Source organism: Lentibacillus sp. L22 (assembly GCF_040812445.1).
Lineage (GTDB): Bacteria > Bacillota > Bacilli > Bacillales > Amphibacillaceae > Lentibacillus_C > Lentibacillus_C daqui.
Genome location: NZ_JBFNXI010000061.1, coordinates 1 through 15,398 on the forward strand (window position 1 = coordinate 1; position 15,398 = coordinate 15,398).

The window sequence follows — 15,398 nt, forward strand, 5'->3', positions numbered from 1 at the left end:
GATCTCTAGTTTAAGCAAACCATTTCTGGAAAGGTTCCATCTTATTTTACGAAAATAACCCAGAGCTAAGCTTCATTTATCTTTTTGGTTAGAAGTATGAATAATTCAGGAATGAATTGATAAATGTTGGTGCCAAGATAAGACTATTTGATGGTGAATTAGTTAAAAATAAAGAAGTATCTGTTGAATACTTGATGAATAGATTTGATAGATATAAAGATATACAAAAACAAAATGAAATGTTAGATGATTTAATGTATGGTGAAGGAATTTGATCTCCCTTTTTGAGGGGGATCTTCTTTTATATTCCGTCTGGAGGAAGGTGTTTAAGAATGTGCAAATCTGAAATAAAGTTACCAGATAATCGAATTAATCCGGATTTTTGGCTGATTTAATCTGATAAACGGAGGCTGGAATAAAGTGGCTGATTTACATTACTACATTAAAAAATGGGATAAGGGGCGAATTTATGGCGAATTTAGAAACCCAGTTAAACAACTTATGGGCAGGCATAATAAAAAATTAGACTTCGATTTGTTAAATAATAGGATATTCTTATCCCTGGAGGTTTTGGAAAATGGCAATGTAAACAGTTTCAATGTAACTTTTGTTGGTGTTTCGTCACATTATTTTTTAAGGAATAATGGGGAAGAAAGATTCTCGTTTTATAAGATAGAGGATGAGGATTATTTGGAATTGACGTCAATTGATTATTTTGAGAAAGGAGTAGGGAACATTGTTATTAGTTCAACCAAAGAAGAGTAAGTGAATATTTCTCTAGCGCAAATTTTGTCTTAGAAATTTGGAGTGCCATGTTATTTATCGAAGCAAAGGCCATCAAGATTAACGGTGTTGTTTATAATAATTTAGTGTAGATATAACGTAATAGAGTTTCTGGAGAAAGATTACCAGATGGGTGCGGAGTTTGATTAAACCTTGATGGTACCTTTAAAGGATTCATTGACCAATGAAAAAAGGCGGTTTATAAATGGAAAATCTAGAGATTATATTATCTGATTTTAGTAAGGGTAGAATCAATAAACTAATTGATGAAGAACTCAAATTATCTACATTAAGATCTAGGTCATCACATTTTTATGATAATGTTTCGGAAAAGGATTTGGATTTTTCTCATGTGAACAACATGGAAGAGACTTTATCACCGAAAGGCACAGGAAATATATTTTTGGAAGAATTGCAGTTAGGTATATCGTTAAAAAACGTATTAATAGTTTTCTCCTTTGATGAACATAATGGTGACATTGTATTTAATTTTCCTGAAAATGAATTATCAATGGATGAGGGGAATGACAATAGGTTAAGGCTGAAAAAGCTAGTACATTTTCTGGTTAATTTGAGAAAAAACTATGATATTCCAAAAGTTGTAATTGGTTATGAACCTGCCGCTGATGAGGATACTTTGTTAATAAAAATCAATAATACCGTAACCATTTATGACCCAATGAAATAAAAAATATTTTCTTGATTTAATCGCCTTAAGGAGGGTTTTTGAGATAGAGTTTTTAATACACTACCGGAATCATGGCAGGAATATAAACAATGTTACACCCAAGGATATAAGTAAGCAGAGGTATGTTCAGGAGCTTGCGGAACAAAACAGAATGACAGATGAGGAAGCAATCCAAATACAACAGTATCTGCAAAAAATAAGTGGTGAAGAAGTAACGACAAGCAAGGTAGGAGTTGCACCTCATAGTTTCCATAATCAGGAATTGGCACAAAAGCAAAAAGAGATAGAAGACCTGCAAAAAATGATCAGCTCCCGGCAAACATCTGCGTCACAGGGCGAAAGAGAATATTATGCGAGAGAACCGATTACCTTTGAAGATAAACGAAAGGTGATGGGTGGTAACTCTGACTTGGCTGGAGATCCATATATGATGGGGCATATTACTGTTGCCGGGGCAAATTTCATGTTTGATGATATTGTGACTATCGCAGATCCAAACGCGACAGTGGCCAACAAGATGATGGCTGGGTTGTTTTTGTTTGGGAAGCCGGCTAAAATAGTGGGAAAAGGTGCAGAGGCGTTTAAGGTTGGGGGGGAGGTTAAGGAGGCTAGTAGGGTAAAGTATGAAAGACTCCAAATAGTTTTACGAATAGAGAAAAGAATAAGGTGGAGTTAAAGTGGAGCATTATGCCAAGGTTATACGATTAAATCCTAATATTGAGGAAGAAGTAAGAGTCGAAATTAATGGGAATGAATTTACAGGTTTTGCGATTATATGTCCATATGAAATTGAGGAAGGTAAGAGATATCCAGTTGAGTTGGGGTTTGCCATTTTAGATGAATTTACAATACATGAACTATTCGATGATAAAAAAGGGATAATGAATATTGATAACGCAGGTTATACATCTAAAATTTTTGGGATTTTACATGAAGAATATATCGACGCAGGGATTGCGATCCAGGATGACGATGGATATTTCCAAGACTTTTTACCCTTAACAGGGAAGTATGTTGAGGTTGAGGTAGACAAGATAAATATCGAATTTTTATAATCCCTAAACTTGATTCATATTATATTTAATATTCACCCTCCCTTGAATATAACCTTGATGGGCTTTGAGTCTTTCAGGTTTTTTGCTAGGTTAAGAAGATATTGAATTCGACAAAAGGTAATGTGTGGTAACTTCGATCTTTTTGGGATCCATATTATATATTGGATAGACTGACTAATTATCCTGGAGGTTAATAAGATGGAAACTAGTACAATGGAAGAAATATACCAACAAATTGCTAACTCACTAGTCAATATCATACCTGAGGAATGGAAAGAAATTTATCTATACGCTGAGTTTAGGGACGGGTATAAAAAGGTTTTTTCTATTATTACCCTGAAGCTAATAGTAAACCGATCTATAGTCTTGATTTAACCGATTTATTTAATGTTGGTGAGGACGAATTCGATGACTTGGAGGATGAGCTATATCATTGTTTTGCGAAATTACATGAAGAATTTAATAAGCAAGGACAGGAACAATGGATCAACCTCACCTTTATCCTGAATAATACTGGCGAAATGAAAATCAACTATGGATATGAGGATCTTACCCAGCTCAGCTCTGTGGAAAAACAGGAGAAATGGGAAGCTAAGTATTTAAAGTAATATAACAATTGATGATAGAACGGTTCCAAATTTTATGCAATTTCTCATCGAAAAACTATTTTTTAGAAGAGGGGTTTTTAAAAAGATCTGTTAAGTGATCCTGGTATAGCCTGAGCAAAAAGGAAAATATTTAGAAAAAACATGAAGCGCCTTTGACTGATAAAGAGTTGAGGCGCTTGATTTTTTGAAAGAACATTTAAAAAACATGGACGTTATGCAAAAGAATATTAGATTATGCAATATTTCATAGAAACACTAGCTAAAATGACTGGAAATAAAGGTTTTGCCCTTGGCATGAAAATTGCAACTATTATAATACTGGAACATCAAATCCAAAAGGAGGTTTTTTAGTATCACAATTTTAATATTGGCACCGCTTTCAACCTAATTTAATTGCCATGTAAAGGAGAGCTGATAAATGTCAGAGAAAGATACGCTAAAGCGTTCGCTTGGACTATGGGCGATTGTTGGTCTTGGTTTAGGCTATATGACGCCAACCGTTGTATTTGATACGTTTGGGATTGTCTCAAAGGAAACCAGTGGAGTTGTACCGCTTGCATATGTTGTAGCATTAATTGTCATGTTATTTACCGCGATTAGTTATGGAAAGATGGTACAAGTATTTCCGAGTGCTGGTTCCGCTTACACGTATACACGAGAAACGATGAATCCGTATCTTGGTTTCATGGTTGGTTGGGCGGCATTATTGGATTATTTGCTGTTGCCGATGGTCAATGCTTTGATTATTCGCATTTACATGGTGTCTTTTTTTCCAGAGGTACCTGCATGGATCTGGGTAGTTGGCTATGTAATCGTAGTGACAGGGGTTAATATTTGGAGTATGGGGAAAACATCCAATTTGAATTCCATCCTTATCGTTTTTGTATCCACTTTAATTGTAGCCTTTATTGTTCTCGCCTTTATTAAACTATCACAAGGGATGGGGCAGGGAACCATTATGACAATGGATCCACTATTTCATTCCAATGTGGAGATTACCTCGGTTTTGACCGGTGCAACAGTTGTTTGTTTTTCATTCATTGGTTTTGATGCCATTACGATGTATACGGAAGAGGCGAAAAATACCAAGGTTATGCCGAAAGCGATTATGCTGACTGTACTGATAGGCGGAGGTATCTTTTTTGTATGCGGTTATTTCGCCCAGGCATTGTTTCCGGATGTATCGCAATTTAAAGTGGTTGATGATCCGTTACCTGAGATAGGCTTATATCTTGGTGGAACACTCTTCAAAATATTATTCGTCGCTGGTGCGTTTGCAGCGACAACAGCTTCCGGACTTGCGTCACATGCCAGTGTTTCCCGTCTGTTATATGTGATGGGGCGAAATGGAGTATTACCAAGAAAATTCTTTGGGTATGTCCATCCCAAATTTAGAACTCCAGTCCTGTCGATTATATTAGTTGGCGTCGTCTCGTTGTTTGCAATAACCCCTAGTCTGGAATTGATTTCTGCTGTGATTAATTTTGGGGCATTGATTGCTTTTACATTTGTTAATTTGTCCGTTATTGCCTATTTTGTATTCCGGAAGAAAAGGTATAAAACGCCAAGGGATATTTTTTCCTATTTAATCATGCCGCTTATCGGAGCAGGATTAACAGGTGTTTTATGGTACTTTCTGCATGCTGATGCGCTTATTGGTGGTGTCGTTTGGGTGGCGATCGGGATTATTTACATGCTGTTTCAAACGAGATTCTTTAAAAGGAAGATGGCTGATTTTGATTTTGAAGAAGCGGAAAAAGCGACATCCCTTTGATGAGGATGTAAAACTGTGGTATATGGAGCAATATGTAAAAGACACATTGAAGGCGATTACCTATTAAACGATTAAATTTTGATTTTGGGGAGGCTACACAATGAAGGATGATACGAAATTATCCAGATCCCTGTCGCTGTTTTCCGTTGTATTATTCGGGTTTGCATTCATGGCGATAGGAACCGTGTTCAGCACATATGGTGTTGCATCGCAATTATCACATGGCATGGTTGCCGGTTCGTATGTTTTGGCATCAATCGTGATGTTATTTACGGCCTATAGTTACGGACAAATGGCTAAAGCTTATCCGACCTCCGGATCCGCTTATACGTATTCTCAAAAAGCCATTAGTCCACATATAGGTTTTCTTGTGGGATGGGCTATATTAATGGACTATATCTTCATTCCAATGGTCAATTATTTGCTGTTTGGTATTTTCTTTTCGGCGGCTATTCCGGAAATACCATCGTATGTTTGGATTTTGTTGCTGATTATTATAATAACTTTTATTAATATTAAGGGGGTAAAATTAGCTACCGGTGCGAATGTATTGATTATTGGATTCTCCATATTTTTCATCATTCTTTTCTGTCTGTTTTCTGTAAAAACGATTCTTCAAGGTACAGGTACAGGGATGCTCGTGAATATGGAACCGTTTATCAACACGGATGAACCGTTAAAGTTTATCGTGGCCGGCGCAGCTTTACTTTGTTTTTCCTTTCTTGGGTTTGATTCCGTGTCCACTTTTGCTGAAGAAACGGTTAATCCTAAAAAGAATATCCCACGAGCTATTTTAATTATCACGATCATCGGGGGACTCATTTTTGTCATTGTGTCGTATTTCGCACACAATGTATGGCCAGATTATGCGAGTTTCAAAGATCCGGATTCAGCCTCCTATGAGATTATTGAACTTGTGGGTGGGAATTTTCTAAAGACATTATTCTTAATTATGTATGCGGCAGGTGTAGTAGGTTCAGCCATGTCATCACAAGCCAGCGCTGCACGTGTACTGTACGCTATGGGAAGGGATGGGCAGTTACCGAAGAAATTTTTTGGTAAATTGCACAAAAAGTATAAGACACCGGTCAATAATATTTTGCTAATTAGCATTTTATCATTGTCATCATTATTTTTAAGTTTGACATTGGTTGCTTCTTTTATTAATTTTGGCGCATTTTTAGCATTTACGTTTGTGAATATCTCTGTTATTGTTTTATTTTTTGGACGACAGAAAAAACGTTCGCTTAAAGGGATTATCTGTTACTTGATTATGCCTTTGATCGGTGGGGTTCTTGATATATGGTTACTTATCAATCTCGATATACATTCCAAAGTTCTTGGAAGCATCTGGTTTTTATTAGGGGTTTTATATTTAGCGTTTTTAACAAAGGGCTTTAAAAAACGTCCACCGGAATTAAGATTGGAAGAAACAGAAACAGCATAATCAAATAGATAGATTTCATTATAAGAACAGCAAGGAGCTATGCTGAAGTAGTTCCTTTGCTGTTATTAAAGTAAAAACTGGATAGGTGGTACAAGGATGTTTTCATATTTAATGAATACGCATAATAATATGCAATTAATAATAGGTTATGCAATTTATCATAAAAACGATAGTTAAAACCGTTTGGATCAACAAATATGTAGTTGGCACGAAAATTGCATTCACTATAGTTGTAGGATTATATTTCATTCTTTGTAATCTTTGTCGCTACCTTAGAGGTTTTTTGAATTCTACTTTTATAAAATGCAAACATTTTGTAACCGCTTTAAAACGTTGGAAGAGGAGGATAATTTTATGGTTCTAGCAGACAAAATATTTTCCAGTCAATCCGTATTTACTGGTTTACAGGATCATGCCCAACCGGGTGCGATTGCGTTGAAGGATAACAAAATAATAGCTACTGGTTCTATAGAGGAAATGAAAGCATTCATTGGACCGAACACAAAAGAATTTGATTTTGGTGATCGAACAATTATGCCTGGTTTCCACGATGCGCATCTTCACATTATGCTGGGTGCATTGTTAATTCATGGTAGTGTTGATTTATCAGATGCTATTTCTTCAGGGGATGCCATCGAAAAAGTAAAGGAGTTTGCCGATCAAAGGCCAAATGATGAGTGGATTATCGGTTATGGTTGGGATCATTTAAGCTGGGGAGAGGACTTCCCTAATCGCTTTATTATTGATCAGGCAGTCATTGACCGACCAGTGCTCTTGTTTCATGCAGAATTGCATTATGCGTGGGTTAATAGTAAAGCGCTTAAAACGGCCGGGGTAACAAGTGAAACAGAAAACCCATCCAATGGAAAGATACAAAAAGATGAAGATGGCGAACCAACCGGTATTTTAATTGAAACTGCAACATCTCTGGTGGCAGACGTCGGGTTAGCCATGTCCAAGCAGGATCTGCAGGGGTTGTTGGAGGCTTTTTTGCAGGAAACGGCCAGATTGGGTATTACTTCAGTCAATGATTTATACCAGAGTAGTGTTGAACAAATGCATGGTCCAGACATATTCCATTTATTTAAAGAATTTGATGAAGCAGAACGATTGACTACCCGCATTCATCTTTATCCAGTTTTAGATGGCAACATAGAAGAAGCGAAAGATATGAAAAAAACCTTTGATTCGGGAAAACTAAAAATTTCGGGGCTGAAGCAGTTTATTGATGGTGTTGTGACAAGTCATACCGCTTATATGTTAGATCCATATGTAGATAAACCCGAAACAAAGGGAAATACTGCTTTACCAAAAGAGGTGATAAGAAGGCGCGCATTACAGGCTGATAAGGAAGGATTTCAAATCCGGTTTCATGCTATAGGAGATGGAGCAGTCAGTTTTGGTCTGGATGTTTTTGAAGAAGCACAAAAAATAAATGGAGTTAGAGATTCGCGTCATGCATTGGAACACATTGAGGTAATTCATCCGAATGACATATCAAGACTAAAGGCGTTGGGAGTTATTCCTTCCATCCAGCCTGCTCATTTGGCGCTTATGCCAAAAGAAAGTCATACGACACGGGTGAAAAAAGAAAAACATCCCTATCTATATACTTGCAAGTCATTACAAGGGGAAGAAATAAAGGTATCATTCGGTACTGACTTTCCGGTAACTGTATTGAACCCGATGCTGGAAATTTATTATGCCGTAAATCGATTGGATTACACTGGAGAAAATGTTTGGAATGCGCAAGAGAAACTTTCTGTTGCAGAAGCTTTGAAGGCTTACACTAGTGGTTCAGCATACAGTGTTTTTAGAGAAGATGAATTAGGAACGTTAGAAGAAGGAAAGCTTGCGGACATTGTCGTTTTGGATGAAAACATCTTCAAAATACCCCGGGAAAATATAGCTGATGTGAAAGTTGCTATGACAGTGGTTGACGGAAAGATTGTTTTTCAAAAGAGCAATTCATCAACTTCCGAACATTACCGTGCAAAAGCAGAGAGGTGATGGACAAGGTTTAACCGCTAAAAGTAGTTCTGCTTCAATCGATAAAAAGATTATAAAAAAGATAAAGAAACACGTGGCACATATTATGGGAGGGAAAACAATGGTCTATATTAATGGTGAATGGAAAGCATCCAACGAAAAGTGGGATGTGGTTAATCCTGCAACAGGAGATGTGATTGAGTCTATTGCAGTCGTGGGTAAGGCGGAAACAAAAGAAGCGATTTCTTGTGCGAAGGAAGCATTTAAAACCTGGAAGAAAACGACGGGGAATCAACGAAGTCATTACTTGGCGGAAACCGTTCGTTTAATGAAGGAACGTAAGGATGAATTAGCAGAGACCGTTACCAAAGAAAACGGGAAACCACTTGCAGATGCAAAAAGTGAGGTTAACAGCGCTATCAGTTATCTGGACTGGTATGCAGAAGAAGCTAAACGTGTGTATGGGGATACGGTACCTGCTTCCCACCCAGATAAACACTTAATGGTCATTCGTCAACCCGTTGGTGTAGCTGCTGCGATTACGCCGTGGAACTTTCCATTGTCAATGATCACCCGAAAAATTGCACCTGCACTTGCTGCCGGATGTACGATTGTATTAAAACCGGCTCCGGCAACACCATTATCCGCCATCAAAGTGTTTGAATGTTTCCATGAAGCTGGATTGCCAAAAGGCGTGGCGAATCTCGTGATTGGAGAGGCAGAGGAAATCGGCAGTGAGATGACGAGCAATCCGGATGTACGCAAAATCACCTTTACAGGATCAACCGCAGTCGGTAAAAAATTAATCCGCGATTCAGCGGATACGGTGAAAAAGATCTCTATGGAACTGGGAGGCCATGCACCGCTCATTGTGTTTGAAGATGCGGATCTGGATGCAGCCGTTGAAGGTGTCTTGCTTTCGAAATTTAAAAACACAGGTCAAACCTGTATCAGTACCAACCGGATATACGTTTCTGAGAGTGTTGCTGAAGAGTTTGGAGAGAAGCTTGCCGAGAAAGTTTCTCAGTTAAAGGTTGGCAATGGTTTGGAAGATGGTGTCGATGTTGGTCCGCTAATTAGCGATGCGGCATTAGAAAAGGTATCCAGTCATGTAGAAGATGCCAAAAAACATAACGGAAAAGTGCTCTGTGGTGGAAAAACAACCGGTGGTGAGCAAAATTTCTATGAACCAACCGTTATTCAGTATGCCAATGATGAGATGAAGATTGCGACGGAAGAAACATTTGGCCCGGTAGCACCGATCTTTACATTTAAAACAGAAGAAGAGGTGACAGAACGCGCGAATCATGCCTCTTATGGATTGGCTGCCTATTGTTTCACCAATGACTTGGGTCGTGGACTTCGAATGATGCAAGAATTAGAGTTTGGTATTGTTGGTATTAACGATCCAACACCAATTACCATTCAGGCGCCGTTTGGTGGTGTGAAGGAAAGTGGGATTGGTAAAGAAGGCGGAAAATACGGTCTGTTGGAGTATTTAGAGGAAAAGTATGTTTCTATAAAAGAGAACAGGTAAGATTTTTTGAACCAGTATGTTACGAAATGCTGGTTAAGCGAAACATGATCAGGGGTGATTCGCTTGTTCTGAACAGGCGTGAACTTTATCCGAGCGGGTACTTGCTAAATTCGCAGCCGTGTATTTTCAAGTGGATACATGTCAATCTCGGGTGACCGCGATGCAATTTCAGTGGAACAAGCTAAACCCGGGCGAATACAAGCCAAACTCAAGCGAATCGCACGCCTAGCCCGAGCCGGCCGCCGTACTTTTTGGGCGCATTCCCTGTCAATGGAATAGAGGAGGAAAATGTATGTCATCATCAGATATCTCAAACATAGAGAAGAAACTGATTGTCAGAAATACGAGACCAGAAGACATCGATAACATTATTAAGATGAATAAACTTGGTTTTGGCAATGCAGATATTGCTTTTAAACGAGAACACTTTGAAAGTCAATTGAAAATTTTTCCTGAGGGTCAGGTTTGTATTGAATATGACGGGGAGATTGTCGGTTCGTGTTCCAGTATTATTGTTGACTTTGATGAATATGGGGAAGATCATTCATTCGATGAGATCGCTGATGAAGGGTTTATTCGCAATCATGATCCGGCTGGCAAAAACCTATATGGCATTGAAGTTGTGGTTCATCCGGAATATCGCCAAATGAAGATTGGCAGGAGATTATATGAAGCACGCAGACAAATCTGTAAAAGGTTCAATTTAGAAAGTATTCTATTTGGCGGGAGGTTGCCAAACTATCATAAGTATGCGGATCAGATGTCAGCTGAAGAGTATGCCAATGAAATTATCAAGCAAAATTTATACGATCCCGTACTCACCTTTCAGCTCATGAATGGCTTTAAACTGCGAAAAGTGATGCCAAACTATTTACCAGATGATCATGCCTCGTTAAAATATGCAACCTTGATGGAATGGAAAAATCCAGATTATTTGCCAGAAACAAACGAGCTATATCAGCGTGCGTACCCGGTACGAATAGCTGCGATTCAGTATTCAATGAAGGAAATTAAGTCGTTTGAAGCGTTTGTCGCACAAAGTGAATATTATGTGGATGCCAGTTCTAAGGTGCGTTCAGATTTCGTTGTGTTCCCGGAGTCGTTTACCATGCAGCTGTTATCTTTTTTAGGAGAAACCGTACCAAGTAAGCAGGTAAGGAAAGTTGCGGCGTATACCAATGATTATTTGCGAGCGTTTTCCGATATGGCGATTCGATACAGTATCAATATCCTCGCAGGGTCGCAGTTTGTAGAGGAAAATGGGTCGCTTTACAATGTTTCCTATCTGTTTCATCGCAACGGCACGATTGATAAACAGTATAAGCTGCATATTTCACCAGATGAACGGAAATGGTGGGGGGTTCAACCTGGCAATGCGGTAAACGTGATTACTACCGATTGTGGGAAGGTTGCGATCTTAATGGGGTATGATATTCAGTTTCCAGAGCTTGCGCGAATTGCGGTTGATCAAGGAGCCCAGTTGATTTTCACCCCATTTACCGCGCAGGATCAGCAAGGGTATTTACGGGTTCGCTATTGTGCACAAGCCAGAGCCATTGAAAATCAAGTAGCTACGATTACGGCAGGAACGGTTGGCAATTTGACACAGGTTTACCATATGAATACAAATGATGCGCGGTCAGGAATTTTTTCACCAATTGATTACAGTTTGGCTGCAGACGGAGTGATTGCTGAAACTGGCGCGAATATCGAGACGATGGTAGTGGGGGAAGTAGATCTGGAAGCACTACGGCGAAATCGTCTGGTTGGCACAGTGACACCTTTAGAAGATAAAAGAGATGATTTGTATCGGGTGGAAATATGCAATAAACCACATGTAACTTTTGTAAATTCTTAATGATGAATCCCGACAATCCAAAAGATGGCTGGAATCCGGATGAAAAGATCATCTTGGTAGAAGCATTACGTGATTACACCATTGGCTCAGCGTACGGAGGATTCCGGGAACATGAACTAGGTACATTGGAAAAGGCAAACTTGCTGATGTGATTGTGCTTGACCGTAATCTGCTTGCTGTGCCAGTAGAAGAAATCAAAGAAGTAAAAGTGGAATTAACAGTGATGGATGGAGAGATTGTTTTTCAGGATTCATATAGCAAGGTTTAGTGGAAAGGGAGCGTAATGCGGCTCCTTTTTTTCTTGTTGTTAAAAGGCACATAAAGGTTCACCGGTTTTAGGAATCGCTGAAAAAAGAGCGAAAAGTGCTGATAAAAGAGCTGAAATCGCTGATAAATTGCTTGGAATCGCCGATGAAAGTGGAAAAACCGCCGATAAATACCTTTAAGTCGATCAGGGCATAAGAACCAATGGGTTTTGATGACAGGGTATTGACCATCTTCCTGTAACTGGGAATAAAGTAATGCTGTCCAAAAAACAAATAGATCAAAAGACACTTCGAATGCGTGCTGGATGTATCATATAATTTAGGTTAATTGGTTTATTTTCACATTCGGAAATTATCATTGTATGCAGGGGTGCAGGTTCATATGAGTGCTATGGATCATCGGCATTTGAAAATAAAAATTCTATAGCAGAGGAGATGAGTAGATGAGCAGTTCGACACTAAGCAGTTTAAATGCGCAAAGAACGACTGTTTTGGCAGGGATGGATGGTGCACGGTTTACAAATTGCGGAATTGGAGGAGAAAATAGCCAAGTTGAAAAAGGCATCAGGTAAACTGGCAAAAAGCATTTCCGTATTACAATCTACCAAAGGTTCCATCGACAGTTTGGAAATTGACGAAGACAGTTGGAAAGGAGAGAAGGAGAATAAATTTGAGGAGCGTTATAGTGAATACAAAAAAAGTGTGAAAGAGTATATTTCCAAGACGGAAGATGCCCAAGAGGCGATACAGGACGACATTAAACGGTATGAGTCACTAAAAACATCGCTTACAACCGGTTTGCATAACTTGGAAATTACACTTGACTCGCTGAATAGTCAGATTGCTAGTGCGGAAAAGGAGTGAGATGAATGGGAGAAGAAGTTGGTATTCAATTAGGGGAATTCCGTTCAAAAGTTGAAAAATTAAGATCTTCGGTTACCAGTATTGAAAGTGGGATTAAAACAGGTCGTACATTTGAAAAAACAAATATTAAACCGTTTAAAAATGACTTAAAAAACACAATTGAAGCGATCGAACTGTTACAAAAATATAAAACACTTCTCCATTCAGATATTGATACATTGGAGAATGTTGGAGAAAAAATAGAAGAAAATGATGAAAAGCTGGCGGAATTATCCACCGCCAATGTAACCGGTGCGCAACCAATGGTATAATTATTGGAGGGGTTTAAATGGGGCATAAGGTAGACATATCAGAGGTTATTGACTTCTCGGATGACTTGAAAACGATGTCCGAGGATATTCAATCAAGCCTAGATGATGTGCAAGAAAGTATCGATCAGATTAATGCAATGAGTACTTTCTCGGGAAAGACAGCAAAAGAAGCAAAGGGTTATTTTAACGACCTACATAAAACCATTCTGGAAGCCTTTAATGGTTTATTTACAGATCTGGAAAATAATTTAAAGAAGCACTTAGATACATTTGAATCAAATGTCGATTCTAGTAAGTTAGCAATTATTCAGAGTAACTATTTAAATGATACAGCAGAAGATGTAAACGATGATTACCAAGATTTACTTGATGAACACGAGTCCATATACGATACTATTAGCAGTGTAGCGGATATTAGTAGCGCAACTTCCCCTTCCTTATTGAAGTCGCTATGAACAGAGCTAACACGAGTGATGGTGAGGCTCGATTTACTGATTATAAAAGTAAATCTACGGATGTTGGGTTAGCAGCTTTAAAGGATTATAATGAGGGGAAACAGAGGGAAGCGGAAATCGAAAAGGCCAAAGACATCCGAGATGAGGCGATAAAAGATCTTGATGCAGATTCGCGTACATACTTGCAAAAGGCCTATACAAAATTGAAAAACGATGAGATCAGCAAAGATCAATACGATGATATTGTATCGGGACTGAAAGATATTCAAAATGGAAAGGATACAGAATCTAAGACTGTTTGGAATTTTATAATAGAAAACGCGAAAGAAATTGGAACACTGTCTGGTGAAGGTATGATTGCGAAGTATATAGAAAAAGGTATTACGGAGCAAGGAAAAAAAGTGAAAGCAGATGGTATAAAGGTACAAGATAGAGGTAAAATCGTTAAAATGATGAATGGCGAACTCCCCGAAAAAGGTTTGCCTAATTACCTTATGGAGAACGGGAAAAATATCATAAAGAATGGAGAAAACATCGTAAAAGCCGGCAATTCTATAGGCGGAGCGTTTATGGTGGGAGATGTTTTTTATGGAATGTATGATGATATGGATAATAATAACATGACGTCAGGTCAAGCTGTAACACATACTGCCGGAAAAGTAGGAGCAGGTATGTTAGGAGATACGTTAGGAACGGGTTTTGTTGCTGGAGGGGCCGCCCTTCTGGGGACTAATCCAGGAGGATGGGCAGTAGCAGCCGGTATAGCAGGGGCTACTGTTGCAACGTGGGGTTTTAATAAACTTTATGATAATAACGTTATGCACATTCAAGATGGAGTGGAGTGGGCGGGTGAAAAAGTGGACGAGTTCACGGACAGCCTTAGCGATTTCAAGAACGATGTAAAAGAGGGAGTAAGTAATATGATTGATGGTGCTGGCGAGGCTTTTAAAGGTGGTCTTGATTTCATCAATCCATTTTCCTAATGTACTAATTGAATGAAATGGGGGATCGTCAAATGAATTGTAAGGTACAAGGTGCATTTAAAAACCTCCGGTATAGAATTCTGACTATTGATGGGGAAGGGTATATCCTGGATACGGGAAGTTCTTTTTGGAAAATTGTATTCCCATTGTTTTTCTGGATGTTTCCGAATACAGTTTTCAAAGTGGATGATCCAAATATAACTGAAAAACTGAAGTCACCAGAAGTAAATCAAACAAAAACAGGACATTCCAGTATATTGGGAGCGGGTGTTGGCATTTTCTTAGCGACTCTTTTAAAATCTTTGGCAGATTACTTCGCTCTCCCGGATACCCCGCTAATCAATTCTGTGATTCTTGGTATCCTTGTATTAATCGTATTAGTATTGTTTGCATTTTTAAATCACAAGCTAAAAAAAAAGCTGTATCGCACTGTTAACCTTGAGGAGTTATCAATAGATAAATTATGGATAAGACCTAAGTCTTTTAAACATTTTTTGCAGGGTTTATTAACCTATCTTTTTGTTTTGCTATTAAACACAGTGTTTTTTTACTTGTCAATTGCATATCCCGATGTCGTAACACTATTTTTTACAATGGTTATTTTGTTTGCTTTACTGTATACCAATATTTTTATAACACCAGTAGGTATTACTCCTGTGAAATTCAAGGGTGGCAAAAGAACAGCGGTTTAATGCTGAACAAGGAATAAAATATTTTCTCAACTTTCGCGGAGTAAAAAGTTAATTTAACTAAGCCGCGACGTAGCGTGTGATAAATCAA

15 protein-coding genes and 2 pseudogenes are annotated in these 15,398 nt (G+C 38.4%); all 17 read left to right on the plus strand.

The features are described from left to right. The first annotated feature begins 501 nt into the window (after positions 1-501). The 17 genes and pseudogenes from ABRT01_RS16820 to ABRT01_RS16900 all read left to right on the plus strand — a co-directional run bounded on the left by ABRT01_RS16820 (position 502) and on the right by ABRT01_RS16900 (position 15,310). Positions 502-875: pseudogene (locus tag ABRT01_RS16820) on the plus strand (YxiG family protein). 113 nt (positions 876-988) lie between these two features. Next, the gene (locus ABRT01_RS16825) at positions 989-1,471 is read left to right on the plus strand and encodes a hypothetical protein (RefSeq protein ID WP_269409927.1); all 483 of its coding nucleotides are present in this window, start codon (positions 989-991) and stop codon (positions 1,469-1,471) included. Positions 1,472-1,622: 151 nt separating this feature from the next. After that, positions 1,623-2,147 (plus strand): hypothetical protein, encoded by a 525-nt coding sequence (locus ABRT01_RS16830; RefSeq protein ID WP_367748754.1) that lies wholly within the window; start codon positions 1,623-1,625, stop codon positions 2,145-2,147. Position 2,148: 1 nt separating this feature from the next. Next, the gene (locus ABRT01_RS16835; protein WP_269409925.1) at positions 2,149-2,526 is read left to right on the plus strand and encodes a hypothetical protein; all 378 of its coding nucleotides are present in this window, start codon (positions 2,149-2,151) and stop codon (positions 2,524-2,526) included. Between the two features lie 213 nt (positions 2,527-2,739). Further along, positions 2,740-3,134, plus strand: a pseudogene (locus ABRT01_RS16840) (immunity protein YezG family protein). Positions 3,135-3,552: 418 nt separating this feature from the next. Next, the gene (locus tag ABRT01_RS16845; protein WP_269409924.1) at positions 3,553-4,908 is read left to right on the plus strand and encodes an APC family permease; all 1,356 of its coding nucleotides are present in this window, start codon (positions 3,553-3,555) and stop codon (positions 4,906-4,908) included. 100 nt (positions 4,909-5,008) lie between these two features. After that, complete coding sequence (locus ABRT01_RS16850) at positions 5,009-6,355, plus strand: APC family permease (RefSeq protein WP_367748759.1); 1,347 nt, start codon at positions 5,009-5,011, stop codon at positions 6,353-6,355. Between the two features lie 354 nt (positions 6,356-6,709). Beyond that, positions 6,710-8,365, plus strand: a complete 1,656-nt coding sequence (locus tag ABRT01_RS16855) for an amidohydrolase (protein ID WP_269409922.1) — start codon at positions 6,710-6,712, stop codon at positions 8,363-8,365. Positions 8,366-8,465: 100 nt separating this feature from the next. After that, the gene (locus ABRT01_RS16860) at positions 8,466-9,881 is read left to right on the plus strand and encodes an NAD-dependent succinate-semialdehyde dehydrogenase (RefSeq protein WP_367748763.1); all 1,416 of its coding nucleotides are present in this window, start codon (positions 8,466-8,468) and stop codon (positions 9,879-9,881) included. 292 nt (positions 9,882-10,173) lie between these two features. Continuing rightward, on the plus strand, positions 10,174-11,739 hold the full coding sequence (locus ABRT01_RS16865; RefSeq protein WP_367748766.1) for a GNAT family N-acetyltransferase: 1,566 nt from the start codon (positions 10,174-10,176) through the stop codon (positions 11,737-11,739). Between the two features lie 2 nt (positions 11,740-11,741). Further along, positions 11,742-11,891: a hypothetical protein gene (locus ABRT01_RS16870; protein ID WP_367748769.1), complete on the plus strand. Its 150-nt coding sequence runs from the start codon at positions 11,742-11,744 to the stop codon at positions 11,889-11,891. Then, the gene (locus ABRT01_RS16875) at positions 11,888-12,007 is read left to right on the plus strand and encodes a hypothetical protein (RefSeq protein WP_367748772.1); all 120 of its coding nucleotides are present in this window, start codon (positions 11,888-11,890) and stop codon (positions 12,005-12,007) included. The genes ABRT01_RS16870 and ABRT01_RS16875 overlap by 4 nt, the downstream gene beginning before the upstream one ends. 505 nt (positions 12,008-12,512) lie before the next feature. After that, on the plus strand, positions 12,513-12,869 hold the full coding sequence (locus tag ABRT01_RS16880) for a YwqH-like family protein (protein WP_367748775.1): 357 nt from the start codon (positions 12,513-12,515) through the stop codon (positions 12,867-12,869). A gap of 5 nt (positions 12,870-12,874) precedes the next feature. After that, positions 12,875-13,180 (plus strand): TIGR04197 family type VII secretion effector, encoded by a 306-nt coding sequence (locus ABRT01_RS16885; RefSeq protein WP_269409917.1) that lies wholly within the window; start codon positions 12,875-12,877, stop codon positions 13,178-13,180. Between the two features lie 17 nt (positions 13,181-13,197). After that, positions 13,198-13,635 (plus strand): T7SS effector LXG polymorphic toxin, encoded by a 438-nt coding sequence (locus ABRT01_RS16890; protein ID WP_269409916.1) that lies wholly within the window; start codon positions 13,198-13,200, stop codon positions 13,633-13,635. Then, positions 13,632-14,618 carry a hypothetical protein gene (locus ABRT01_RS16895; RefSeq protein ID WP_269409915.1) on the plus strand — a complete coding sequence of 329 codons (987 nt, stop codon included), beginning with the start codon at positions 13,632-13,634 and terminating at the stop codon, positions 14,616-14,618. The genes ABRT01_RS16890 and ABRT01_RS16895 overlap by 4 nt, the downstream gene beginning before the upstream one ends. Positions 14,619-14,650: 32 nt before the next feature. Then, entirely contained in the window at positions 14,651-15,310 is a 660-nt protein-coding gene (locus tag ABRT01_RS16900; protein ID WP_367748780.1) for a DUF443 family protein, read from the plus strand. Positions 15,311-15,398: the final 88 nt, after the last annotated feature.

Excerpts from the sequence above, each read along its gene's own strand:
- ABRT01_RS16900 (WP_367748780.1), top strand. The coding sequence starts at position 14,651 with ATGAATTGTAAGGTACAAGGTGCATTTAAAAACCTCCGGTATAGAATT.
- ABRT01_RS16855 (WP_269409922.1), top strand. The coding sequence starts at position 6,710 with ATGGTTCTAGCAGACAAAATATTTTCCAGTCAATCCGTATTTACTGGT.
- ABRT01_RS16865 (WP_367748766.1), top strand. The coding sequence starts at position 10,174 with ATGTCATCATCAGATATCTCAAACATAGAGAAGAAACTGATTGTCAGA.
- ABRT01_RS16845 (WP_269409924.1), top strand. The coding sequence starts at position 3,553 with ATGTCAGAGAAAGATACGCTAAAGCGTTCGCTTGGACTATGGGCGATT.
- ABRT01_RS16890 (WP_269409916.1), top strand. The coding sequence starts at position 13,198 with ATGGGGCATAAGGTAGACATATCAGAGGTTATTGACTTCTCGGATGAC.
- ABRT01_RS16830 (WP_367748754.1), top strand. The coding sequence starts at position 1,623 with ATGACAGATGAGGAAGCAATCCAAATACAACAGTATCTGCAAAAAATA.
- ABRT01_RS16870 (WP_367748769.1), top strand. The coding sequence starts at position 11,742 with ATGAATCCCGACAATCCAAAAGATGGCTGGAATCCGGATGAAAAGATC.
- ABRT01_RS16825 (WP_269409927.1), top strand. The coding sequence starts at position 989 with ATGGAAAATCTAGAGATTATATTATCTGATTTTAGTAAGGGTAGAATC.
- ABRT01_RS16895 (WP_269409915.1), top strand. The coding sequence starts at position 13,632 with ATGAACAGAGCTAACACGAGTGATGGTGAGGCTCGATTTACTGATTAT.
- ABRT01_RS16850 (WP_367748759.1), top strand. The coding sequence starts at position 5,009 with ATGAAGGATGATACGAAATTATCCAGATCCCTGTCGCTGTTTTCCGTT.
- ABRT01_RS16860 (WP_367748763.1), top strand. The coding sequence starts at position 8,466 with ATGGTCTATATTAATGGTGAATGGAAAGCATCCAACGAAAAGTGGGAT.
- ABRT01_RS16885 (WP_269409917.1), top strand. The coding sequence starts at position 12,875 with ATGGGAGAAGAAGTTGGTATTCAATTAGGGGAATTCCGTTCAAAAGTT.